The organism is Leminorella grimontii ATCC 33999 = DSM 5078 (genome assembly GCF_000439085.1).
In the GTDB taxonomy this organism is placed as follows: domain Bacteria; phylum Pseudomonadota; class Gammaproteobacteria; order Enterobacterales; family Enterobacteriaceae; genus Leminorella; species Leminorella grimontii.
In genome coordinates this window covers 291,184-314,697 of the sequence record NZ_AUUA01000003.1, presented here as the reverse complement: position 1 = coordinate 314,697, position 23,514 = coordinate 291,184, and the positions used below count along the sequence as shown (strand labels likewise).

The 23,514-nt window shown below is 44.9% G+C and carries 15 protein-coding genes and 2 pseudogenes; 7 read left to right on the top strand and 10 right to left on the bottom strand.

Annotation, left to right across the window (positions count from 1 at the left end):
* Positions 1–9: 9 nt before the first annotated feature.
* The 5 genes from radC to G544_RS0108325 all read right to left on the bottom strand — a co-directional run bounded on the left by radC (position 10) and on the right by G544_RS0108325 (position 7,640).
* Positions 10–462 carry a RadC family protein gene (radC, locus tag G544_RS0108345; RefSeq protein WP_036023610.1) on the bottom strand — a complete coding sequence of 151 codons (453 nt, stop codon included), beginning with the start codon at positions 460–462 and terminating at the stop codon, positions 10–12.
* Positions 463–578: 116 nt separating this feature from the next.
* Positions 579–1,397, bottom strand: coding sequence for a DUF932 domain-containing protein (locus tag G544_RS0108340; protein ID WP_027274173.1), 819 nt, complete (start codon positions 1,395–1,397; stop codon positions 579–581).
* Between the two features lie 100 nt (positions 1,398–1,497).
* Positions 1,498–5,037, bottom strand: coding sequence for an AIDA repeat-containing protein (locus tag G544_RS0108335; protein ID WP_051155644.1), 3,540 nt, complete (start codon positions 5,035–5,037; stop codon positions 1,498–1,500).
* A gap of 431 nt (positions 5,038–5,468) precedes the next feature.
* Positions 5,469–6,356, bottom strand: a complete 888-nt coding sequence (locus G544_RS0108330; RefSeq protein WP_027274171.1) for a GTPase family protein — start codon at positions 6,354–6,356, stop codon at positions 5,469–5,471.
* Between the two features lie 168 nt (positions 6,357–6,524).
* Positions 6,525–7,640 carry a hypothetical protein gene (locus tag G544_RS0108325; protein WP_027274170.1) on the bottom strand — a complete coding sequence of 372 codons (1,116 nt, stop codon included), beginning with the start codon at positions 7,638–7,640 and terminating at the stop codon, positions 6,525–6,527.
* Positions 7,641–8,152: 512 nt separating this feature from the next.
* Here G544_RS0108325 and G544_RS0108320 point away from each other — a divergent pair.
* Positions 8,153–8,362, top strand: a complete 210-nt coding sequence (locus G544_RS0108320; RefSeq protein ID WP_027274169.1) for a helix-turn-helix transcriptional regulator — start codon at positions 8,153–8,155, stop codon at positions 8,360–8,362.
* A 408-nt stretch (positions 8,363–8,770) separates the two neighbouring features.
* Positions 8,771–9,403: an inovirus Gp2 family protein gene (locus G544_RS21660; protein WP_027274168.1), complete on the top strand. Its 633-nt coding sequence runs from the start codon at positions 8,771–8,773 to the stop codon at positions 9,401–9,403.
* 165 nt (positions 9,404–9,568) lie between these two features.
* On the opposite strand, the gene G544_RS0108310 is transcribed toward G544_RS21660, so the two are convergent.
* Positions 9,569–11,161, bottom strand: a complete 1,593-nt coding sequence (locus tag G544_RS0108310; protein WP_081650761.1) for a phosphoethanolamine transferase — start codon at positions 11,159–11,161, stop codon at positions 9,569–9,571.
* A 581-nt stretch (positions 11,162–11,742) separates the two neighbouring features.
* On the opposite strand from G544_RS0108310, the gene dndB reads away from it, so the two are divergent.
* The 5 genes from dndB to G544_RS0108285 all read left to right on the top strand — a co-directional run bounded on the left by dndB (position 11,743) and on the right by G544_RS0108285 (position 19,552).
* On the top strand, positions 11,743–12,828 hold the full coding sequence (dndB, locus tag G544_RS0108305; protein ID WP_027274166.1) for a DNA sulfur modification protein DndB: 1,086 nt from the start codon (positions 11,743–11,745) through the stop codon (positions 12,826–12,828).
* The gene (dndC, locus tag G544_RS0108300) at positions 12,825–14,459 is read left to right on the top strand and encodes a DNA phosphorothioation system sulfurtransferase DndC (RefSeq protein ID WP_027274165.1); all 1,635 of its coding nucleotides are present in this window, start codon (positions 12,825–12,827) and stop codon (positions 14,457–14,459) included. The genes dndB and dndC overlap by 4 nt, the downstream gene beginning before the upstream one ends.
* The gene (gene dndD / locus G544_RS0108295; RefSeq protein ID WP_027274164.1) at positions 14,449–16,458 is read left to right on the top strand and encodes a DNA sulfur modification protein DndD; all 2,010 of its coding nucleotides are present in this window, start codon (positions 14,449–14,451) and stop codon (positions 16,456–16,458) included. Before dndC ends, dndD begins: the two co-directional genes overlap by 11 nt.
* Positions 16,458–16,811 carry a DNA sulfur modification protein DndE gene (gene dndE / locus G544_RS0108290; RefSeq protein WP_027274163.1) on the top strand — a complete coding sequence of 118 codons (354 nt, stop codon included), beginning with the start codon at positions 16,458–16,460 and terminating at the stop codon, positions 16,809–16,811. The genes dndD and dndE overlap by 1 nt, the downstream gene beginning before the upstream one ends.
* A 302-nt stretch (positions 16,812–17,113) precedes the next feature.
* Entirely contained in the window at positions 17,114–19,552 is a 2,439-nt protein-coding gene (locus G544_RS0108285) for an SIR2 family protein (protein WP_027274162.1), read from the top strand.
* A 91-nt stretch (positions 19,553–19,643) separates the two neighbouring features.
* Here G544_RS0108285 and G544_RS0108280 read toward each other — a convergent pair whose 3' ends face one another.
* From G544_RS0108280 to G544_RS0108270, 4 genes and pseudogenes are all read right to left on the bottom strand, one after another.
* On the bottom strand, positions 19,644–21,437 hold the full coding sequence (locus G544_RS0108280) for a DUF262 domain-containing protein (protein WP_027274161.1): 1,794 nt from the start codon (positions 21,435–21,437) through the stop codon (positions 19,644–19,646).
* A gap of 18 nt (positions 21,438–21,455) precedes the next feature.
* A pseudogene (locus tag G544_RS22700) lies at positions 21,456–21,638 on the bottom strand (ATP-binding protein); the annotation flags it as partial.
* Positions 21,624–21,941 (bottom strand): annotated as a pseudogene (gene dptF / locus G544_RS0108275) (DNA phosphorothioation-dependent restriction protein DptF); the annotation flags it as partial. The pseudogenes dptF and G544_RS22700, both read right to left, overlap by 15 nt.
* Positions 21,942–22,188: 247 nt before the next feature.
* Positions 22,189–23,445, bottom strand: coding sequence for a tyrosine-type recombinase/integrase (locus G544_RS0108270; protein ID WP_027274159.1), 1,257 nt, complete (start codon positions 23,443–23,445; stop codon positions 22,189–22,191).
* Positions 23,446–23,514: the final 69 nt, after the last annotated feature.

The following is a 23,514-nucleotide window of genomic DNA, read 5'->3' as shown; positions in this document are numbered from 1 at the left end:
CGCTCTCCCTTACAGCCAGCCGCGTTCGGCAAACGAGACGCTTTCGCCGTGGCCGATGACCAGGTGGTCCAGTATGCGAGTGCCGACCAGATCGAGGGCCGATGCGATCCGTTCGGTAATCGTTCGGTCAGCGGCGCTGGGTTCGGCGTAGCCCGACGGGTGATTGTGGGCCAGGATCACCGCTGCCGCGTTGTGTTCCATTGCGCGTTTGACGATTTCCCTTGGATAGACGACGGATTCTGCAATGGTGCCCAGTGAGGTGGCTTCGCTGGCAATAAGTTGGTGCTGGTTGTTCAGATAGAGAGCCATAAAGATTTCTCGTTCCTGGTGTTCAAGATGGAGGCGAATAAAGCCTTTGGCCTGTTCCGTGGTGGTGATAACGCTTGATGAACGCTGAATACGCTTTTCCAGCAGCTGTAGCGCCATGGTGATAATGCGATCTTCGCGAGACTTGTTTTTCATGGTGATGGGATTTCCTGTTATAAGGCCTGCAAAAAAATGGGCCCGGCATAAAAGCCGAGCCTGTCGATAGAGAGATGAGTGAGGGATAACGCTTTAGAAGCAGTAAGGCGATAGGCTTAGTGAACCAGCTGCAGCATGTTTTCAGCCATTGCCCAGAGCGCCCGGTTGAGCTTGACGTCGCCGTCGATGCTTTTCACCGGTCGGGTTCGGGAAGCTCTGCCTTTCTCGTTGCGTCCGTACAGGCCGCCTTTAATCATGTTCTCCTGAATACGCTGATAGGTCGTCCAGAGGTCGTTGCTCTTGTCTTCCAGGCGGCGTGGGGCAAGCAGCTGTTCTTCGGTGACCGGTTGGTACTCTTCGCCATAGCGGTAGGTGAGCGCCGTTTTGGCGAATACGCGCCGTGCGGGCGTGGGGAGTATCAGAGACTGCATGGCGTCGCGCTTTTCTTCCATCCTGTCGAACGTCTCCAGCACTTCGTACGCGCCTTCAATCACGCGGCCAACGACGTCGCCTTTGTGTGGTACGCGGACTTCGCCGAAGGTATCGCCGCAAACCAAGCCGTTTTGGCAGATGGCGCGAAAGAACCCCGGCAGCATTTGGTAGCTGCTGGAGCCGTCGTGGCTGTTGAGCAAAATAATCTCAGGCACCTGGTGGCCGAGGATTTGGTCTTCGCGGCGCAGGCGCAGCATGTGCTTGGTGTGTTCGCGCTTGTCGACGTTGCGAACGCGGGTTTGGCAGGCGAAGAATGGTTGAAAGCCCTCTTCGCGCAGCCTGTCGAGCAGGGTGACGGTGGGGATGCAGGTATAGTGCTGGCTCCTTGAGTGGTGTTTTTCGTCGGAGAAGACGCTGGGAACGTGCTGCGCCAACTCGTCGTTGGTGAGTGGGCGGTCGCGGCGAATGAGGTTTACGTGGCCAAAGCGGCTGGCGAGTTTCATGGGTGATTCCTTATTGGCTGATATAAATGAAAAAGCCTCTGCGTTCGTTGGGGCGCAGAGGCGGGAGGGGAAGAAAACACGCCTAGGGGGCGCGGGGTTATCAGAAGGCGATTTTAAGCGTGGCCTGGCCGTTGTAGCCGTCGGCGCTGTTACCGCCGACGCTGCGGGTGTAGCCGCCCTGAACGCCGATGGTCACGTTATGGCGGATCTGCGCTTCTATGCCGGTCTGCAGGTCAAGCGAAGTACCGTTCTGGGACGGGGTGAAGGTGACGTTGCTGCCCGCCGTAGCGGTACCCATACTCAGATCGCCGTCGGAACTGAAGGTACGAATAACAGAGGGACGTACCCACCAGTTAATCGGCAGTTCGCTTAGGCTGCGCTTCACGTCGTTGCCGGATGAGGTGCCTCGAGTGAACGCGATTTCGGAGCGGTTGCCGAAGCGAATACCTGCGCGGATATGCTGGGCGCTGCCGTCGCTAAACTTCACGTAGCCGCCGCTGTCGTGGCCGTCATCCAGTGAGACGTTCTGGTAGATGTACTGTAGCTGGGATTCCAGCACCAGGCGCTCGGTGACGTTAAGCGGCAGGCCGGTTTCCAGTGAGCCGAGCCAGCCCCAACCGTCGGTATTGAAGCTGTTGTTGTCGGAGTCGGTATTCAGGTTGTGTCGGGAACCTTGTGCGACGATGTCCAGCCAGAGGCCGTTAGCATTGGCGGCGGTCAGGTAGCTACCGACGCTGTAAACGTTATCACGTACGGTTCCGGCGTTGGCGTGGCTGTCGTTTTTTATGTCGCTGGAGGAGAGGCCCGCTGCGGCATAAATTCCGGCGATGAGCGTGACCGTATCCCCCTGGTAGTGGAACAGGTCGCTGCCCAACTGTACGAAGCCGTAGCTGCCGCTGCTTTCCGGGGCGTCGCCGTGGGCGATACCGTCGGAGTTTTCATAGCCGAGGTGTCCGCCCTGGATGCGCATCCAGAGGGTATTGTCATGGCCGCCGTTAACGTGGCGTTGGTCGTAGCTGCCCGCCAGCGCGTGGTCGTAGTCCATGGATTGAGCGAACAGCGAGCTATACAGTGAGACTTCATCGCGATAGCCTGCGACGCTGCTGAGATACCAGCTCTCATCGGCGGAGCCGTGATGCAGGGCATAATTGTAGGCGCCCGCCTGAAGCGGGCGACCCAACGAGAAAGCATCGTCGGTGGTGGTGGCGCCGTTGATGGCGTTCACCACCTGAATACCCTCACCGGTGGTTGCCAGCCCCAAGCCGCTGTCGCCGTTATTGGTGAAGTTCAGTGTTGTATGTCCGGTGGCCTGCCCACCGTCGATGACCAGGGTGTCGGTGGGGAACGTGGGGTCGTCCAGGCGGATGGACATGTTGATAGTGCCGCCGTCGCCGTTCAGGTTGCTGACGGTCAGGGTATCAAACTGACCTGGGGCGGACGTGAAGTTGAGGGTGCCTCTCAGGACGGTGGTGCCGGTGAGTCTGCTGTTGTTCCGGACGTTCAGGGTACCGCCGTTGTTGACGGTGGTATCGGACGCTTCTCCTCCCTGTTGGACGGTGAATTGGCTACCGGCGTTCAGGACAAGATTGCTGGCGGTGCCGCTGGCGGCATCAATCGCGAATGCGCCGTTTTCGTTTGTGCCGTTGATGGTTGAACCGGTGTTGGCAATCAATATGCCACCCGCGTTCATCGTTACGTTTTGCGCTTCGCCGCCGGAGGCCACTGCCAGCGTGCCGCCGTTGTCAACGGTGGTGTTGTCCGCAGTGCCGTCGGTCAATACGTCCAGGCGTCCGCCGTTTTCAAGCAGAACGTTGGTTGCATGACCGGTGGCGGAGTCAACGCTGAAATTGCCCAGACGGTTGGTACCGGATACGTCAGCGGCGGTGCTGGTTATCAGGGCACTGCCTGCGTTCATGGTGACGTTGGTTGCCGATGTGCCTTCTCCGACGTCAAGCGTGCTGCCGTTGTTGACGGTAACGTCAGTCGCCGTACCAGTCAGAGCCTCTTCCCCACGGTCGAAATAGTTATCCTGAAGGCGAAGTTCCAGCCGTCCGCCGTAATTCACAATAGAATTTTTTGCTGCGCCGCCTTCAGCAACGAGTTGGACGCCTCCGTTGTTGATGGTGGTATTTTCTGCCAGACTGCCAGTATTAAGAACGACCTGGTAGGCAATGTCCTGCAATCGAACATCGGAGGTTACCACGCCGATAGTGGTGTCGATTGCACTACCGCTAATAACGCCCTGTGCTCCCCGTTCATTAATAATCGTTCCGGTGGCTGTTCCGCCGAGGTTGACTTCCTGGTAACCGTCCGCGTTGATTGTGGTATCAATCGCCGAGCCGCCATAGAGGAACTGCCAGCCGCCCGCATTCAGGATGGTACCTGTTGCTACTCCATTACCGCCAACACTTTGCTCAGAAATCACGTAACGGTGGCCGTCACTGCAATCAAACCCGCAGTCCGGGTCTTCACTTTCGTCGTTGCTTACCCGACCGCTGACGATAGTATTGGTCGCGATACCTCCTACAAACTGTTGACCGTCCGCGCCTGAAATGATGGTTCGGTCAGCCGTTCCGCCTTCATTGACGTATTGTTCCCCACCATCAGAAATCGTAGTATCGAACGCTTGCGTTCCCTCGCTGACCAGCATTGTCCCTCCGGCATTAATGGTGACATTCTTTGCCGTGGTAGACAGTGCATTCTCATTCAGTGCATCGCCTTCATCGAAGATAAATTCGGTGTTTTGTTGATGCAACTCCAGGCGCCCGCCCTGATTGACCACTGAGTTGATGATGGTCGCGCCGTCGGAAACAAATTGGAAGCCGCCGTTGTTGATAGTAGTGTTTTCAGCCGTGCTGATAACCGTAGTGCCGTCATCAGTAATAACGTTACCGGCCACTATCTGATAGGCCGTATCCGTTGGCGTACTATCGGGCGAAGCTGTCCCTACAATGGTTCTTGTTGCGTAACCGCCATTGATCACGCCCTGCGCGCCGCCTGCATTGATGGTGGTGTCGGTGGCAATGCCTTGCTCAAGGACTTCCTGGTAGCCATCGGCATTGATAATTGTGGTTGATGCGACGCCACGCTCCTCTATAAATTGGTGGCCGCCCGCATTCAGAATCGTACCCTGAGCCGTTGCGCCGATGGGAACAGAACCTTGCGTTGTGGCATCATCATTGAGTTCTTGTACAGCGTCGATATAGCGATGTCCCTCACCGCAATCGCGTTTAAACATGCAACGTCCATTATCGCTAGCCATTCCTGTAACAGTGGTGTCAATGGCCTGACCGCCTCCATCAATTGATTGGTATCCATCACCGGTGATGGTGGTATTTTCGGCGCGCCCTCCGGTTTTCACGGACTGTTCTCCGTCACCCAGGATGGTGGTATTGATAACCTGTCCGTATACGGTTTGCGAATCACCGGCGTTAATCGTCGCGCCGTTGACGACTTCGCCATTGGGTATTTCGGTGTCTGCTGCCAGAGCGGTTGGTCCGACGGTCATTCCTGCAACGGCCAGTGAAAGGATTAAGCCCGCCTTTTTTCCGTTGGCCTTCGCCAGTTCGGAAACGGCAATGAATATACCCAGAGCGCTATTCCATACCAGCCGATAGTTGGTATTAATGGTTCGTTTCATCGTGAATTAACCTTATTGTTGTTGGAAGAATAAAAAACCGAATTCGTACGTGGTGAATTCGGCGTTGGAAGAGATGGGGACGGGATATCAATGCGGTAAGCGCGTTGCGCGCTAGGCGGTGCAGAAATGTCATCCTGTCTCCGTGGTTCCTGACGATAAGAAAGAAAAAACATGCGGCCAGAAAAATTCATAACAAAACCAGTGAGATGCTATTTCCTGACGGTTTGCTTGAACGATAGAAATCCCTTCACCTATCTTATTGATTTAAAGTGAATATATGAGTTTTCGTGATTCTATGGACGTAGGTAAAAGAGCGCCAATTGATTTAACAGATCAATTTTTTAAAACTGATCGGTATCGACGATCGAATATCATCAACATATTGATCCGTAGATAAATATGAGTTCTCTGTATTCCTGTTGGTGAAAAAACTAATCGAAAAAGAATGACCACACGCTGCGAGCAACGTGGGCTACGGTATGTGTGACGGCGTGCAGCGCCTGGCGGGCGATTTGCGGCAGTGGGGCGTTATCAATAATGCGGTCCAGCGTATCGACGGCGGCATCGCCGAAGCTGCAGAGTGCGGTTTCTCGAATGGGTGAGGAGTGGTATGACGGGTGTACGTGGGGCAGCAATGGGCTGCGTGCCTGCTTTGGGAGGCGGTTTATCATCCGCTCTACGATGTGGGCCAAGTGGTAACATCCCTTCACCGATACTGGGATGATGTCGCCTTCTGCTATCGCGAGCTGGTTGGCGACTGCCTGGCATTTACGTTCGATATTGCTTTGCTGTTCAGCCGAGGGGGTTGCAGAACGCCAATTCCATTGTTCGGAAGGTTCCACTTTATCCACCTGGTTGAGGATCCATATCACCGGCGGCAAGGTGCCGTTAAAATTGGCGAATACGGTCTGATAGAACTGTTCTTCAATGGAGAAGGCACGATCGTCGGCTTTTAATACCCATAGCACCATATCGAGCTGCGGCAGCAATTCACGATAGAGCTCGCGATATTCCTCGTCTCGACGCTGGTTTTCGCCTACGCCTGGTAAATCAATCAGCGTCAGATAATGTTGGCCGAAGCGTAGCCGGACACGCTGAGGCGTTCGCGTGCAGGCTTCTACGGCGTTGACGGCACAAACTTCGCTGCGAAATAGGGCATTACAGAGCGAGGACTTTCCTAAACCCGTCTTCCCCATGATGCCAATGACGGGTTCGTAGGTAATAAGCAGGCTGAGCTCTTTGAGTAGCGTACGGCGTAATGCTTGGGGATAGCGGCGTAGGTGGCGGCGGATAATCTGGTAGCCGGTGGGGGTTTTCATTGGTAGCTCCTTGAATAGAGAACAGGCCATCCGGGGGGATGGCCTGTTGGGTGGGGGTGTTCAAGGAAGTAATATATAAATGTAAAAAATTTAAAAATGCTTACGGGGAGATATTGAGTCATTGGCTGAGTGCGCAAAAGTGACAAGATATCCAAAACTAAAAGGCCATCAACTGATAGTGTGCATAAAGGGGATCTTGTTTATTTTCTTCGCAATTCTTAGCAAATACTCTTTATGTTCAGTGGGGGTGTTCTTTATTTTATTATAAATGGATTGATTTTTAGTTTTAGCTGATGATTCTTCAGTTTCATTTTGTTCTTCACTACGTCTTTTTGCTCTTATCAAACTGGCAGGTAGAGAAAACGGTTCACGGCTATCATAAAACTGACCTTTTGTGTTTGGGAAAGGATTCAATATATCGTTTACAAAAAGATCGGCTGTCTTTTCTATACCTCTTCCTGCATGATTTTTCGCTATATAAGTGTTTCCCTGTCTGTCAGTTAATTCGCTATAAAGCGAAAGTAAAAAATTAAAATCAAAGCTATAAATACCTACCCTACAATTTCTATTCGCGGGAATAAAGGAACACCATTCCAGAACAATTTTCTTGATAAAATCATTATTAATGACGCCATCTTGTATAAAAAATAATACATGTACGTATGGTGTGAATGTCTCATCAATCATACTTATCCTTGTATACCCAGCGATTCTTTTATACATAATGCGATGTTTGATTTTATTGATCATTAAATTAAATGCCTGATTGATTACTGTAAGATTATCTATTATATATTCAAGCTCTCCATTGGTATCCTCATTGATATAAAAACTAACAGGAATTAATGTAATTCTTCCTTTAACTTCTTTTTTGATATCTGAATATTTTTCTAATAACTTATTAAACATACTCTCCTTGTGATCTAATGAATCCTTTAATGATTTTCTATATTCAGTGTCTACCTTACTGCCTAGGGTTATTCCTTCATCTGAATCAGTAATGCGATTTGTTTTATGCCTTGGTATTTTATTCTTTTCACTCTCTAGTACATCGATTAATAAATTGTGAGCTTTTCCCTGTATATCGTACCCAATACTAGGGTAGTTTGAGCTATTTTCATTAAGGGATGTTTCCTTGGTCTTTTTTATATTATTAAAAGTGATAAAGCTATAAATGTTAGAAAGATCTTTATACCTTATTTCCGCTGATGGGTATGAATTATCCTTTTCCCTTAGCTTCATGAAGTTAACTTCAAAAAAATCATTCATGCCATTTTTTCTCATTTTTCATCATCCTATATGTATAAAATACCTATATAATCATACTCTTAATAAGTATGAAATACTACTCTAAAAATAATAATAAAAAGAGCTATTTTCAAGATAAAAAGAGCATGCAAATCAATCATAATTGATTGATAAATCAATATTTATTTCAACTATTAATAATATATTTTTAATTTTATTGATTTACAAACTAAATCATGAACTTTATGTATGAAGTTTCAAATCACCACTGACTGGTTCTGTACCATTAAGTAGTAGCCATTAAAGATATACTTGACTGGAGAAATTGGCTTGTAGGCAGATTAACTGTCATCTCGGCACTTTGTATATGCGGTAGTCCTGATGAAAATCCAATGAATGGAAGAACTAGTACCAACTAAAGTAACAAATAGCCATTAGCGAGGAAATAGAAGTTCGTATCAAAATTTACACATCGACCTCATTGTCTGAGGGAAGCTGCATCCATTACCGCAATTCCTTCTCCATTCACTTTTACGGAGAACAAGATGATGAATACTGAATACAGTCTACTGAACGACCAGTTAGTCGATATGGCATTTATTACTCAGCTAACGAATACAAGCGACAAATGGTTTTACAAATTAATTCAACTCGGGAAGTTTCCGAAGCCCATCAAGTTGGGCCGTAGTTCACGCTGGTTGCGGAGTGAAGTCGAATCCTGGTTGCAGGAAAGAATTCTAGCATCCAGAGGAGAATAGGCGAAATATATTTTCTTTTGCACCTGACTAACTTGAGAGTGGTCTTATTTCTTGCTTTATTATAGCGGTTATCGTTGTAATGGGATTTTAATCTACCTGCTTAAAGATGGATAGTGTCGGTAGTAATATTATTCAGTAAACAATATTCCTTTAGATATATATTGTTATTTACTAGGAAATATATTCCACAAAGAGTATGCCTATACCCACGAGTATACTCATTGATATTTACCCTCATATCCCTATTACCCTATACACCTCTTGATAAAATAGATTGACCATTTGGATATATCTCAACCTTATCCTGAAAACTCAATAGTCAAATTATCAACAGTAATCTTATCAGAGTACGGCAGAGCTTCTTCTGAGGCACTGCTGTATTCGATATATACAACCGGAAGCAATATTATGTTGAACCAAACTTATTCCAATGAACAGAATACATCATTTAATCCCTTATACCTGAGGAGATTATCTGACGTACTTGACTTTGCTTTTGATGACCACCCACGGACATTAGCAGTGAGGGTTGATTTACGTTTATCACCTGACTGGGTACAGGAAGATTCTATTTGCTGTACTCCTAATTTATCAAAAGACCTACTGACCCGATTTATATGCTCTCTGAAAGCCAAAATCAGACATTATCGAAAACAACTTCTGAAAGCAGGTAAAAGAGCGCATCGCTGTACGCTACGTTATTTTTGGGTTAGGGAAATCAATACGGAGACTTACCCGCATTACCATGTGGTGCTCTTCCTGAATAAAGATCTCTTTCGTGGATTAGGAGATGCGCATGGTCCACAAAGCCTTTGGGAGATGATTCAAGCCGCGTGGCTGAGCGCTTTGAACCTGAGGGAATACGATGAATACCGTTCATTGGTCCATTTCCCTGAGCGTGGAGTTTATGCACTGGACAGAAACCATTCCGAATTTCCTGAGCAACTGAAGACGCTGGTCTTTCGGATTAGCTATCTCGCGAAGGAATATTCCAAGGTTTACTCTGCTGAAGAACGGTCAATGGGGTGTAGTTTGAAGTGATGCTACGTACACTCGGGGTTGGCCTTTTGGCTACCGATGACGCATCTATCTTTGATATATGATATTTGGGTTCCCACTACTGCTGAGTGGGAACCATTTTTTTGAATACAATAGAAATTCTCTGATGCAGGAATAACACCTATGGTAGTTAAGGGGCTAAATAATTTATCTCCCAGTGTGCGTCTTCCTTAAGGTCAAATAATCCAACACGTCGTAACTGCCATCCATCACCCGAGCATCTCCCTTATGGCGTTCAATAACATCGCCAATAGTTTTCGGCTGTTCGGGCTTGGTGGCTCCCATCCAGGCGCTAATCAGAATATCGTTGTAGGTTGTTGAGTAAATGTCTTTGGCCGTCGCCGTGTCAACGTCGTCGCCCAATGTCGGGCTGAACCAGATAAACATGGGGACGTGGTAAGCTTGCTGGCTGGGCTTAATTCCTCCGTGGAAGTAAACAGCGCTTGTTGACGGATCCCGTTCTAGGCCGTGGTCGGAAAAGTACATCACCGATGAACGGGTGTCTTTTAGTAGCTCAAAAACCTGTCCCAGTAGACTGTCGGTATAGTGGATGGAGTTATCGTAGCAAACGTCTTTGTCGCCATGCGGTTGGAAAGCGGCTTTATTGGTAGGGTAGGCGCTGCAGACAGGTGCATGGCTGCCTCTCAGATGAAGGACTATCAGCTTCTTTTGGCTGGGATTTCCCTGCAATGCTTCTTCTAGATGGGGGAGCAGCAGTTCGTCATACCCTCTGACGTAAACGCTGTCTTTAGCTCGCATAGCTATGCTGGTTACTGCCGTTCCTCGCTGCCGGAAGGCAGATTGAGCGCTTAGCCAGGTGGTGTGGAAACCGGCCTGATTAGCCATGTTGATGATGTTATCGGGATAGTGATGGATATCATGGTGCTGTATTTCGTCCGCCGTTAGCGCCAGAGGGACTGCTAACGCAGTATGCGGCGCACCACCTATCGCTTGGGTAAACAGCTTGATGCGCGCTTTTTGTGCTTCTAATTGCGGCGTTGTTGGCTTGCCATAACCATAAATCGACATGTTATCGACTCGGGCCGATTCGCCGACGATCACTACGTAGTTCTCAATTCCGGTATCGGTAACGGTGAGCTGATAATGAGGTACCGTTTTGGCGATGAACTTCAATGTCTGGAATTCCTTCATTGCTAACGCGAAGTAATTCAGATTGAAAAACGGGGTGTAGGTTGAGAATCGAGAGGCGACAATGTATGAGTTAATGGTTTCTTTGCCTTCCACGTATTTACTGGCGAACCGATAGGAAAAAAACAGGCTGATGGACAAAAGAATGAACAGCAGAGTGCCAGTTACCTTCTTGGCGGGTAATGTACCGTCATATTTTCTCGCTGAGGCTAAAAACAGTAAAAAAAGCAGGATGAAGGCAAAAAAATAAGAGAGGTAGACGCCCAGCATCTGGACGATTTCATCGGGATTACTCTGCAGTACGCTAACGGCGAACCCGTCGTTAAATTTTGTACCAAAGGTACACCATGCATAGAGGCTTATGCTGATATCTGCCGCAGTTAGTACCATCAACGGAATAGCTAACAAGTAACGGCAGACGGTGGAAGAAATGCGCTTCAGGATGAGGACGATAAAGATAAATGAGAGCACTCGGTGAACCATGTGTTGTCCAGATGAGACCACGATGTTGGTCACGCCAAAAACAATGATGCTGGCAAATACCAGATAGTTTTTTTGCAAAATTTTAGTGAAGAGGTTTAACGCTGTCATTCAAATATCCATGTTCCATCATGATAAAAAATAAAGACAATAAGAGGCCGTATGCCCTGATGGTTTCAGAGCATTGTTTCTTTTTGGTCGGGCTAATATTTGCGGAGGAAGACGGGTATCGCCTTCGGCAGAGAAGTTCTCTGGCCTGTTGGAAAACACTACCAGAGCGTTTTGAGGAAGTCAGATCGTTATAACCGATCGAATAATATGTATTGATCGCTTAAGACGATCGATTGGTTTATTTTTGTCACAAGTTGGGCATAAGACAAATGAAGTTTAATAGCGTCGTTACAACTCTTTCCTGAAGATGGATAGCGGTGAAATTGGCTGATAAATGTACTAAACGTAACTGGATGATTACGACGTAAAAGTGTTATTAACTGATTGTATAATATTGGTTTTAAACTTAAGGCATACATGCTGACTTCTGAGGCATTATTCTTTTACGTATACTCTTTTATTACCTTACATGGCTGAGTAATCAGGAAGGCAAATATTCATGACTACGTGAAAAACACTATAAAAGCAGAACAAAATTACGTAAAATATAACGTAAATTTTCTTTAAAACGGGCTACTGCTATGGCCAACGTTGATTCAGACTATTGTTATTCCTTTCCTGCGATACGGGGCATACAAGCGGGGCGTCCATTCTACATAGCGACATGCCCAATGCGCATTATCCCCAAGATCTTTAGCTTTGATGAAAATGAAGTGCCCCCAGAGCTACGTGCTCAGCGTACACTGAACAAAGCGCGTATTCCTGAAATGGTTCGCTATCTTTTGGAAAATCCAAACGATTATGTGTTTTCGGCGCTGACGGCTTCGATTGCCATCAATGTGCAATTTGATGAGTTTCCCGGTTCGAGTAACCTCGGTATGCTGCGCGTACCGATGGAAGCACAGATTCTTATCAATGATGGCCAACATCGGCGTAAAGCGATTGAGGATGCGTTGGAAGAGCGCCCAGAACTGGGGCAGGATAATATTCCGGTACTGTTTTTTGTTGATGAAGGGCTAAAACGTAGCCAACAGATGTTTGCTGATCTGAATAAATACGCCATTCGCCCTAGCCCGTCGCTGTCGTCGTTGTACGATCACCGTGATGCCAGTTCAAGCTTGGCTCGCTATCTGGCGATGTCCGTGGAGCCGTTTGTTGGGCTGACCGAACTAGAGAAATCCAATATTAGCATGCTATCCAACAAATTATTTACGCTAAGTAGTATCAAGCAAGCTACGCGCGCTTTGCTGGGTAAGGACCCTAAAGAAGGGGATTTTGAAGAAAGTTCGCAAATCGCGACGTACTATTGGCAAGCAATTTTTCGTGTTATGCCTGATTGGCAGCTTGCGGCTAAAAAAGAAGTCTCTCCCGCGCAACTGCGGCAGGAATACGTTCACGCACATGGTATCGGCCTACAGGCGCTTGGACTGCTTGGAAATACATTGCTGACGAACTACCCAGACCAGTGGTCGCAAAAGATCGCTGAACTAAAAACGTTTAACTGGCGAAAAAACAATCCTGAGCTGATCAAGCGGGCTATGCAGCACGGTAAGTTGAGTAAAACCAGTACTGCAATCCAATTAACTTGTAATGCTTTGAAGCAAGCGTTGTCTATTCCACTCACTCCTGAAGAGCAGGAGCTTGAAGCACAGATGGTTGTCTCATGAGTAAGCTAACCCAGGCCTACGATCTGGCCGAGTATGAAGATTTTATTAACCAGGAGCAGTTTGCCGGGCGTCCTTTGGCAGATTATGTTGCTGAAGTTCAGCGGATTTACTGCGCGGACAAACGTCCGTGGGTCATCGGCTATAGCGGAGGTAAGGATTCTTCCGCCGTGATCACGCTGGTCTATCTTGCTCTGCTCGGGCTACCGCCTGAAATGCGCAGCAAGGACGTTTTTGTCGTATCGTCCGATACGCTGGTGGAAACGCCGGTGGTAGTAGATCTGATTAAAAAGACCATGCTGCAAATTGAGGCTGGCGCAAAGCGTAATGGTCTACCGATTTCTCAACACGCCGTCATGCCAAAAGTGCATGAAACCTTCTGGGTTAATTTATTGGGAAAAGGCTACCCGGCGCCGACGCGCAGTTTCCGTTGGTGCACTGAGCGGATGAAGATCAATCCAGTTAGCGACTTTATTAAAGATAAAGTTAGTCAGTTTGATGAAGTGATAGTCGTTTTAGGGTCACGCAGCAGTGAAAGCGCATCTAGGGCGCAGGTAATTGCGAAGCATAAAATCGACGGTTCTCGCCTTGCCCGGCACACGACGTTGGCAAATGCCTTTATCTATACGCCAATTGATACTTGGGATGTGGAAGACGTTTGGAAGCTGCTGCGCGGCGCGTTTCGCTACGCACCTGACGATATTGATGAATGGGAAAGCCCGTGGGGGGGGAATAACCGTCCTCTTTGGACGCTCTATATGGACTCTTCGGCGCAGGGTGAATGCCCACTCGTCATCGACGACAGTACTCCTTCCTGCGGCAATTCACGCTTTGGGTGTTGGACCTGTACTGTAGTTACCAAGGATAAGGCCATGGAGAGCCTTATTCAGAATGGTGAAGACTGGATGCTGCCTCTATTGAACTATCGCGATATGTTGGCGTTCACTACCGATCCCGCGAATAAAGATACGTTTCGTAGCTATAAGCGCCGCACCGGTAAAGTCAGCTATCAGTACGCCAAGGAAGGAGAAGAGGTTAGCGCAGAACGTAAACACGTTCCCGGCCCGTACTGGCTGAAATATCGGCAACAGTGGCTTAAAACATTATTGGAAACTGAACGCGACTTAAACGCGCAGGGCCACTCTATTACCTTAATTACCCCCCCAGAGTTACACGCTATCCGTCAGGAGTGGCTGACCGACCCTAATGAGCCGGACTGGAATGATTCATTACCGGGAATATATCGGGAAGTGTATCAAAAGGACCTGGATTGGGTGGTGGACGATCAGTCGCGTTTCGATGCTAGTGACGCAGAGTTGTTGGCGCAGATCGCACAAGAATTTGACGTTGAGCCAGAGATGGTGATGAAGCTGATTGAACTGGAAATCTCAATGGAAGGCCTAAGCCGCCGCCAGGGTATTTTTGAGAAAGTTAGTACTATTTTGAAACAGGACTGGGGAAGTCTGGAGGAGATTCAGCAGCAGCAGGCAATGTTACAGAAGCGTAATGAGCGGGATATTCACCAAAAAGAAATAGAAAAATTGGAAGGTGAGCTCCAGGTTTTACAACGCAGAATCAATAGTGCCAGCGAATTAGCGATGCCAGTCCACGAGGAAAATGAACGTGTTAATTAAACAACTGGTGCTGAATAACTTTCGAGTATTTAGCGGTACACACACTATCGATTTGGCGCCCAGAAGGCGTAAGCATGATGATAATCCCCGTCCGATTATCCTGTTTGGCGGTTTAAACGGCGCAGGGAAAACGACGATTTTATCGGCTATTCGACTGGCGCTATACGGTCGATTGGCCTTCGGCGCTACGCTTCAGCAGAAGGAATACCTTGCTCAGCGTGATGCGTTAATCCACAACGGTACGGATATGACCGGGCATCCGGAAAGGGCGTCGGTAGGGTTGACGTTCACCTACAACAAAGGTGGTCAGGAATCTGAATTTACCGTTACGCGCAGCTGGACAAGAGCGGGGAAAGATACGCTTTTGCTTCAGCAGGACGGGCAGGCCCTGAGTGAAATGAATGACGAGCAATGCCAGGGATTTCTGAACGAGCTGATCCCGCACGGCATTGCCGATTTATTTTTTTTCGATGGCGAGAAAATTGCCGAATTGGCTGAGGATGAGTCAGGTACTATCCTGCGTACCGCCGTGCGGCGCCTACTGGGATTGGATCTGATTGATAAGTTGCGTAATGACCTATTAATTTTCATTAAGCGTGAACAGCCTAAGCAAATGGAAGGCGTAAAGGGGCAACAACTCATAGAGCTGGAGGCGCAAATTAAAGCGTTGTCTGGTAAAACGGAAGAGCTTTTGGAACAAGCCGATTTTACTAAGTCTCGAATAGATTTTTTGTCTAAAGATATAGCTCTCTATGAAGAACAGCTGAATGCGCAAGGTGGGGCTTTTGCCCGAACAAAAGCGCAGGAAAAAGAGAAAGTTGAGATCTTGCTGAAAGATAAAGAACGCTTGGAAAAAGCGCTACGTCAAGAATGCGATGGCTCATTACCCTATGCATTGGCTCCCGTAACGTTGTCTCGTCTGTTAAAGCAGATTGCCGATGAAACGCAGATTAAGCAGGCCGCGAGCTTTGAGAAAGAGCTGAATCAGTTTTTATTGCAGCTTAAAAATGATATTGCATTGCGTTCCGTCAGTGAAAGCAGTACCAGAAAAATCGCAATGGAAGCCATTGAGGACAACCTGAAAGAGTTCATCGCAGCTAAGCCCAAAGGTGATTTACTGTTCGATATTTCTGAACGTGAAGCCGGGATGTTGCAGCGTTCTATTGAGGTAGATAGCAAGGCGGCATGGCAGCGATTTGAACTTTACCGAACCCAGCTTGCCGATGTTGAACAACAGATGGAACAGGCTGCCGCGAATATCGCTCGCGCTCCAGAAGATGTACAGGTGGCTGATATTTTTAAGAAGCTACGTGAGCTCGATCAGGAACGTGCAACACTTTGCCAGAAATACAGTTCGCTGCTGGAAGAGGCTAAACGTACCAAGCAGCAGCAGCTGGACTGCGTTCGTCAAGTACAAAAAGCGCATGATAGCGACCGCCAGCAGCATAGCTTTAATAGTGCACTAAAGAACGCGCAGGAGACCGTTTATTTACTTGACCGCTATAGCGAAGTATTGACGCTGGCGCGGGTAAAAACGCTGTCCACTAATTTTGAGGCGGCCTATCGTAAGCTGGCCCGCAAGGAAGATTTACAGCTGAAGGCCCACATCAACCCGAAAACGTTTGACGTTGAGCTGATTGATGAAAAGGGTAGAGTGATCAACCGTAAGCTGCTCTCCGCTGGCGAAAAGCAAATTTACGCGATTGCTATCCTTGAGGCGTTGGCAAAAACGTCTGGCCGTGATTTGCCGATCATTATTGATACTCCATTAGGGCGTTTGGATTCCTTGCATCGGGATAAGCTGATTAATCACTATTTCCCGTATGCCAGCCATCAGGTAGTCATATTGTCTACCGATACAGAGGTGGATGAACGCTATTTTGTCGACCAGCTGCGCGACGATATTTCTCATGCTTATGAAATCGTCTTTAATGCGCATACTAAATCATCGGTACTTAAACCCGGCTATTTCTGGGAATTAACCAAGGAGGCTATCTGATGCTCCCGAATCGTATGCAGCTCGATCGTCAGACCGAAGAGCAGCTTAAAAAATTGAAGGGATATACCGGAATAACGCCTAACGTGGCAGCTCGGCTGGCGTTTTTCCGTTCTGTTGAGAGCGAGTTTCGGTATTTCTCCGAGTCTAATAATAAGAAGCTGGATGGTATGCTGGTGATGGATAAGATCACTTGGCTGGGGGAGACTCTACAAGCTACGGAACTGGTTTTAAAGATGCTTTATCCGCAGTTGGAGCAGAAGGAATTGGTTAAGGCGTGGGCGGTGCACGTTGAGGATGGGGTAGCTGCGTTGAGGAATTATCGGAATTTGAAGGATTTCACGCTGGGACTGTGAGTCAGAAAGTGTTGTATTAGACGCATTAGCTCAAATTTTAGCTGGCATTTTTGTGGAGCAGGGCCATAATTATCCGACAGGCAGCTTGTGCTAGAAGTGGAAATTGCTTAGATCTTGCCGTATTAATTAATGAAGATCTGGTAACATTTATCAGAATTCTTAACCAAAACAACTATAATTTTAACTGGTACTTCAGGTTTAGTTTTTGGCAGGTTATAGCCAGTGTTCAGATGTTTCTCACATAGTCTGAGCACTAGCATTTGCTCTTTTTCATGAACTAAAAAGATACAATGGAAAGTAAAATGACGACAGAAATTAAGAGTGATTGGGGCTTTACAATTCGTATTTTTGAGGAGCAAGAAACTCAACAATTTCTCCGAGCTATTCTCAATCAGAATACTTGTATTCCGTTTCTCGGAGCCGGTTTTACTCGAGGTGAGAGAGCTAGAAACAAGAAAGTTCCAGGAGGGGCTGATTGGATGGAATTAATGCGGCGGCAAATAAAAGATTCTCCTGCTGCAGATAAGCCTTCAGATGATGAACTTAATGGGTTTAGTTTTCAGGAACTTTCAGATATTTATTTCAGGGAAAAAATAGTATCTTTAGATTCAATTAAATCAGATGTGAATGACTGTTTTACTCGGGTTGATATTACAGATGAGTCAAAACTAAATTTTTTATCAGTAGATTGGCCATATATTTACACTCTAAATATCGATGATGGTATTGAGAGGGCTATTGATGGTGTAAAAGTATTACCATATAGAGAATTCTCTAGATATAATGAACGGCGATATGTTTATAAGCTTCATGGTGACGCTGAAGATGTAATGACTGCGGCAAGTCATGAAGATTTAAGAGTGATATTTGGTAAAGCTGATTATATTAACAGTCTAGATAAGAATAGGCATTTAATTAGTAGTTTGGTTAATGATTTTTGTGAAAAAAACATAATTTTTGTTGGGTGCAGTCTTAGTGATGAGTTGGATATTGCATATGCATTAGCAAGCCCGCAATTCACAGATGAAAATATCCAAACAGCCCGTATTTTTATTACATCAGAAATCCCTAATAGTTATTCTGATAGAAAGAAGTTGAAATCATATGGCATAACGGATGTAATTATCGCTGATTATTCTAATTTCTATGATTTTGTTACATCAATTGCACAGAGTAAAGAGCAGAACTTACCGGCAATTGAAGCCTTTCAGTACATTGATAAAACGGAGCCGTTCTCTGGAAAAAAATTCACTTCATATTTATTACAAAGTGGATGGAATCATGCAAATAACCCTGGTCCAGTGTCAGTTCGTCGAATAGTAGAAAAGGATATACTTGATAAAGTCAATGATCCACTTGTTATAATTTGGGGGAGGAGGTTTTCTGGAAAATCAACTATTCTGTATAGAATTATCGATAAAGTAAGAACGCGCAAACGGTTTATTGTTCATTCTAAAAATTCAATGAGTATTAGGGCTTTTAATGATATTTTCAAAGTTAAAGATGCATTCATCGCTATTGATTCAGGTGCAATTCAATATAATCAGTTGAAAAGTATATCTCGAAAGCTTGATCTTTTAAGAGAAAATAATACAACTATTATTTTGGCTATATCCAAAGCCGATCTGAATGCTTTTGGTAGTAACTTTGAGGAGGAGGCTATACAGATTCAGCCAAAATTTTTCAGAGATGAAGTTCAAGATATCAATAGGCTGCTAGATACTCAAGGTTTACAGCGGTGGCATAATAGAGACAGTATATTAGATAATATCTTTAGATTAGGCGAGTCACCAATCGTAAAAAAAATCCTTAATAGCCAATCCAGATTGGAAGAGCGAATCCGTAATATCTGTACAGGCGAACATGGAAAAGGAGATGTTGTTGAACCTAATAAGTTGGAATTTTCACTACTATTCTATCTTGTCACTAGAGAAAGAATTTTCTCTTTAGTACATCGATCACTTATTCGTAATTATGGACTAGGGTATCTAGTCGATACCCATATTGATAATTTTTCTAGGAGATGGGCACCATTTATTGAATGCGAGAAGACTGATGCTGTTAGTTTTAGAGCAGAGAATTCGTCTCAAGTTACAGTTTGTAATTCTTATGCTTGGGTACAACTTGCGGTGAGGCTCTTTTCCGAAAAACTAGGAGTACAGAAAACAGCCTCATTTATTGCGGACTTATATCAATCTGTATCTCCGATAGACCAGGGAGCATACAAAATTATTATGTTTGACAATCTTAATGCCATATACAGTCCCAAAATACAGAGTAATCGAGATTGGTGTAAGAAAATGATTACAACAGTATATGAAGAGCTTGTTACATATTGTGCTCAAGATCCCGATTATTGGCTGCAGAGAGCAAAAGGTATTTATTACCTTTCTGAGAGGGAAGATGAACTTCGTATTGCAATTGAATATTGTAAAAAAAGTATAGTTGAAAGAGCAGTCAAGACTGGTATTAATTCAAAGCTCACTAAAGCTAATTTATTAGGGAAGCTTTGTATGGTTACAGATTATTCTCGTGATGACGATATTTCAGATGCCATTTATGCCTATGCTGATGCAATTCAAAATCGAGATTCCAATAGTGTTTATATTGATAGACTTTTGAAAAAGAATCGTGAAGGTTTTGGCTATATGCAAAAAGTCTGTGAACAAGCAAGTAAGAGAATTTCCTTGCTTCCAAAGAAAGAAGATATCAATCTGATTCAACATTATATAGATAATTAATAGTACTTTGAATCTCTAAGTTGTATTATCGTGTTCGGAATTGTACATACATTGCGCCCATAATTAAGTGGGCGCTATTTATTAATTGATTTTAATGGAATGAAAAAACTTTTATCGCGTATTCAATATATTTTTCCGTTAATTCTTTGATGTCATTTTCAGTCCAATCATCTTTATTAGATATCCATTTATGAATACCTATGCCTGTATTTAAAAAACTATCTTTTTTATCTTTGAAGTCTTTGTTGCTGTTTTGGCTGTTTTTATTTGGATCTAATATTACTATATTCCCTATAGTATTTTTTAGCTTTTCTATCTCTGGCTTCTTATTGCCTTCAGATATAGAATGTGGGTATATATGCTCCAGTGTCATATTGTTAAAGTCATAACTAACTGATTTATCTTCTTTTTTCAATCTATTCTTACTAGAACCTTGATTGGGCAGTTCTAACCATATCCAATTTTCTTGAATAGTAATAAGCAAGCATTTTATTGGCTTATTATCGCCTTTTCTTTGATATAATAGTCCTCTTATCCCACTAGAAAAACGCATATTATCATGATCTTTTTCTGAAATTACTCGATTAAATGCGTTGTGTAGGCTATCAACAGTGTATCTATCTCTATTGTTATATATATCTTTTGCTAGAGATGGATACAATGATGAAAACAGTGATGCGTGAAGCTCGCTGATCATCTTACATCTAATAAAGAATTTGCATACCTCATTAGTTATATTCTTAAATTCATCTTCAGAAGAATAACTAGCAGCCAATAAAAGTGGCATTGCATGTGTGTGTTTTAACTTATTAATTAGAAGATCTAATTTCCCCCGATACCAATTGACATCTTTGCTTGTACTATCAAATGGCCATGCACCATCTGATATATACTCCAGTTTCTCTACACTGCTTCTCAAAAAGCTGATATTCTCTTCGAGCTTATCTAAGTGCAATGTTTCTTTTAAAAATGAATTTTTATATTCATCAAGGACTGATGAAGCTGTAATATTATTACCTGTCACCATGGTGATAATCCATCTTAAATAATTTGTTACTTTTTTAGATGGATATTTTAAAATAAAGTCCCAATCATCAGATATTTTCCTAATGCGAGAGTTATCATTTCCACATATCCCTATTGTATATGCTTTTAATAGTTCTCCCTCAGTAAGATTAATTCCGCGATCATTCAATACAGTAAATAATTTATATGCTTCATCTATACTGTTTGTTACAATATGTATTACTAAAAATGATTCATCAAAAAGCTTTACTATTTCATCCACTACTTCTAAACATTCTGCAATATTTTTTTGAGAAAATAGCTCATCTATAAAAAAGCTATTAAAATGCTTTTTTGCTTTCATCATTAAATGATGAGAATTTCTCTGAGGTTCTAAGGGGCGTTGTTCAATCAATGATTGATAGAAATCATCATCAGCATGACCAATTCGGACTCTAATGCATTTTTTTATTTCCCGATGTTCTCTTTCATCAAAATAAAAATATTTATAGATATCCTTGAGGATCATATCCTTATATTCTGAATCTTTTTCATCCTTACACTTAAGTTCACTCGTTATTTTTCTTATTTCAGAAAAAAATAAAACTATAGTAGAAAGGCGTTGTTGCCCATCAACCAGAAGATTTTCAATCCTGCGATTACTACCTAGAACTTTTTCTTGGGCGCAAACAACACCACCAAAAAAGTGTTCAAAATTCTTTCCTTGTCTTTTTTTTGATAATGCATCTTTTATATCATTACAAAACTGCTCAATTTGTTCATCCTCCCAAGAATAGTCCCGTTGATAAGGTGGTGTATAGAAAACATTATTGTTTTTAAATAGTTCACCGAATGACATATATTCAGGTTTTACATTCATTTATCATTCCTATAGCTATCATGACAATTCCAAAAACGCCTTATCCTGCATCCTCTTAACCCGTCTATCCCCATCCCCATCCACATACAGGTCAAAATGCTTGTCCAACCGCTGAGTCTGCCCCATTAACGATTCCTGCTCGCCTTTACCATCAATATTAAATACCGTCTTTATATCTGCATTCTTGATTTCCGATAGCCTGAGAGTAAAGTTATACGTGGCATCCAGATGGAAATTAAATCGTTGCTGATAACGTGGGGCCGACTTACAACGGGTTAAAATCTCGGATTTACCATCCCCGCTGCTGCCGCAAAGAAAAATGATTTCGCCAGGCTCTGCGATATCAAGGTAGCGCTGCAATTCTGTCTCAATATCTTGTTTAACGAAGAGCTGCTCTTTTAGCTCATCGAAAACATCCCTTTGGCGGTTCGTTATCGTAGTGACAGAAAACGAGGATGACTTCGCAAGTACACCTAACGCCTGACGTAACGTGATTGCGCTCATAGCTCCATGCTCTTTGGGGGAGGGAATCGAACTATTCTATACAAGCTACCTTATGATATCTATAGGTATTTTTACTAGTAAACTGTCATAATAATTTTATCTATAGGTGGACGAGAAGAGTTTCTGGTATTGATAGTATTCATTAGTAATTTATTTCAAAAAAAAGACATTTAGAAGTCTTTATATCTAAATGTCCTTTATTTACTCTAATTATATATAACAAGAGCTATATGAAAAATGGTGAAAATTACTTCCCCCGAACCTTCGCAAAATCAAACGGACTAATCCCCCTCTCCCGATTCGCATCCAGAAAATCCGCCCACCACTGCATCATAGCCCTACGTTCGTTCAGGTGTTCCGCTTTATGAATGTACGCCGCTCGGACATGATTACGCTCCTGATGGCTCATTTGGCGTTCAACGGCGTCCCTAGACCATAGCCCGGATTCAATCAGTGAACTGCAGGCCATGGTACGAAAACCGTGCCCGCAAACTTCCATTTTTGTATCGTAGCCCATAACCTGTAGAGCTTTGTTCACTGTATTCTCACTAAGAGGCTTACTAGGGTCGTGATCGCCGATGAAGATCAGTTCACGGTTGCCGCTGAGTCGATGAATCTGCCTTAGAATATCCAATGCCTGACGGCTAAGGGGAACCAGGTGCGGTGTTTTCATTTTTGAGCCGCGCTGGGAGTGTTTGACGCCGGGAAGCTCTTCTCGCTCACCCGGAATCGTCCATAAATCTCGTTCAAAGTCAATTTCTGACCAACGGGCGAAGCGTAACTCGCTGGAACGGATAAAAAGTAGCAGAGACAGTTTGATCGCATAAGTGGTTAAACCTCTCCCTTTATAGCTATCCAGACGCGCTAGTAGCTCAGGAATACGCTCAAAGGGAAGGGCGGGGCGGTGGATCTTTTTGCCGGTTGCGATAGCGCCAGTTAAGTCTTGTGCGGGGTTATAATCGATAATGCCGTTTTGCACTGCGTAGCGCATAATTGCAGTAACCCTTTGCTGTAGACGGGTAGCAACTTCTAGTCGGCCAGACTCTTCAACTTGCTTGATCGGCAAAAGCAGATCGCGGGTTTTAAAGGTGGAGATATCTTTTTTACCAATCTCAGGAAAGATATCCAGTTCTAGACTGCGTAGAATGCGGGCGGCATGGGATTCAGACCACTTTCTGTTCGAGCTATGCCATGCGCGAGCGACATCTTCAAATGAGTGGGCGTTGGCCTGCTCGACTTTTACCTCTTTTTTCTTTTCGCTAGGGTCAATGCCGTTGGCAAGAAGCTTTCTGGCTTCGTCTCGCCGCTGTCTGGCGTCCGCAAGGCTGATTTCTGGATAAACGCCAAGGGCTAGCGTCTTTTGTTTCCCTGCGAAACGATATTGTAGTCGCCAGTATTTAGAGCCGTTTGGGGGAACAAGCAAATGCATGCCGTCACTGTCAGTTAGTTTGTAAGCCTTGTTTTGCGGTTTGGCTGATTTGACTTTGATATCCGTAAGCGCCATTTTTGTACCTCCTCTGTTGGTACAAGCATATATCGAACCGACTGTACCATCACTTATACCAACAAGCAG

Coding starts and splice junctions, on each gene's coding strand:
- radC (WP_036023610.1), bottom strand. CDS start 462: ATGAAAAACAAGTCTCGCGAAGATCGCATTATCACCATGGCGCTACAG.
- G544_RS0108340 (WP_027274173.1), bottom strand. CDS start 1,397: ATGAAACTCGCCAGCCGCTTTGGCCACGTAAACCTCATTCGCCGCGAC.
- G544_RS0108335 (WP_051155644.1), bottom strand. CDS start 5,037: ATGAAACGAACCATTAATACCAACTATCGGCTGGTATGGAATAGCGCT.
- G544_RS0108330 (WP_027274171.1), bottom strand. CDS start 6,356: ATGAAAACCCCCACCGGCTACCAGATTATCCGCCGCCACCTACGCCGC.
- G544_RS0108325 (WP_027274170.1), bottom strand. CDS start 7,640: ATGAGAAAAAATGGCATGAATGATTTTTTTGAAGTTAACTTCATGAAG.
- G544_RS0108320 (WP_027274169.1), top strand. CDS start 8,153: ATGAATACTGAATACAGTCTACTGAACGACCAGTTAGTCGATATGGCA.
- G544_RS21660 (WP_027274168.1), top strand. CDS start 8,771: ATGTTGAACCAAACTTATTCCAATGAACAGAATACATCATTTAATCCC.
- G544_RS0108310 (WP_081650761.1), bottom strand. CDS start 11,161: ATGACAGCGTTAAACCTCTTCACTAAAATTTTGCAAAAAAACTATCTG.
- dndB (WP_027274166.1), top strand. CDS start 11,743: ATGGCCAACGTTGATTCAGACTATTGTTATTCCTTTCCTGCGATACGG.
- dndC (WP_027274165.1), top strand. CDS start 12,825: ATGAGTAAGCTAACCCAGGCCTACGATCTGGCCGAGTATGAAGATTTT.
- dndE (WP_027274163.1), top strand. CDS start 16,458: ATGCTCCCGAATCGTATGCAGCTCGATCGTCAGACCGAAGAGCAGCTT.
- G544_RS0108285 (WP_027274162.1), top strand. CDS start 17,114: ATGACGACAGAAATTAAGAGTGATTGGGGCTTTACAATTCGTATTTTT.
- G544_RS0108280 (WP_027274161.1), bottom strand. CDS start 21,437: ATGAATGTAAAACCTGAATATATGTCATTCGGTGAACTATTTAAAAAC.
- G544_RS0108270 (WP_027274159.1), bottom strand. CDS start 23,445: ATGGCGCTTACGGATATCAAAGTCAAATCAGCCAAACCGCAAAACAAG.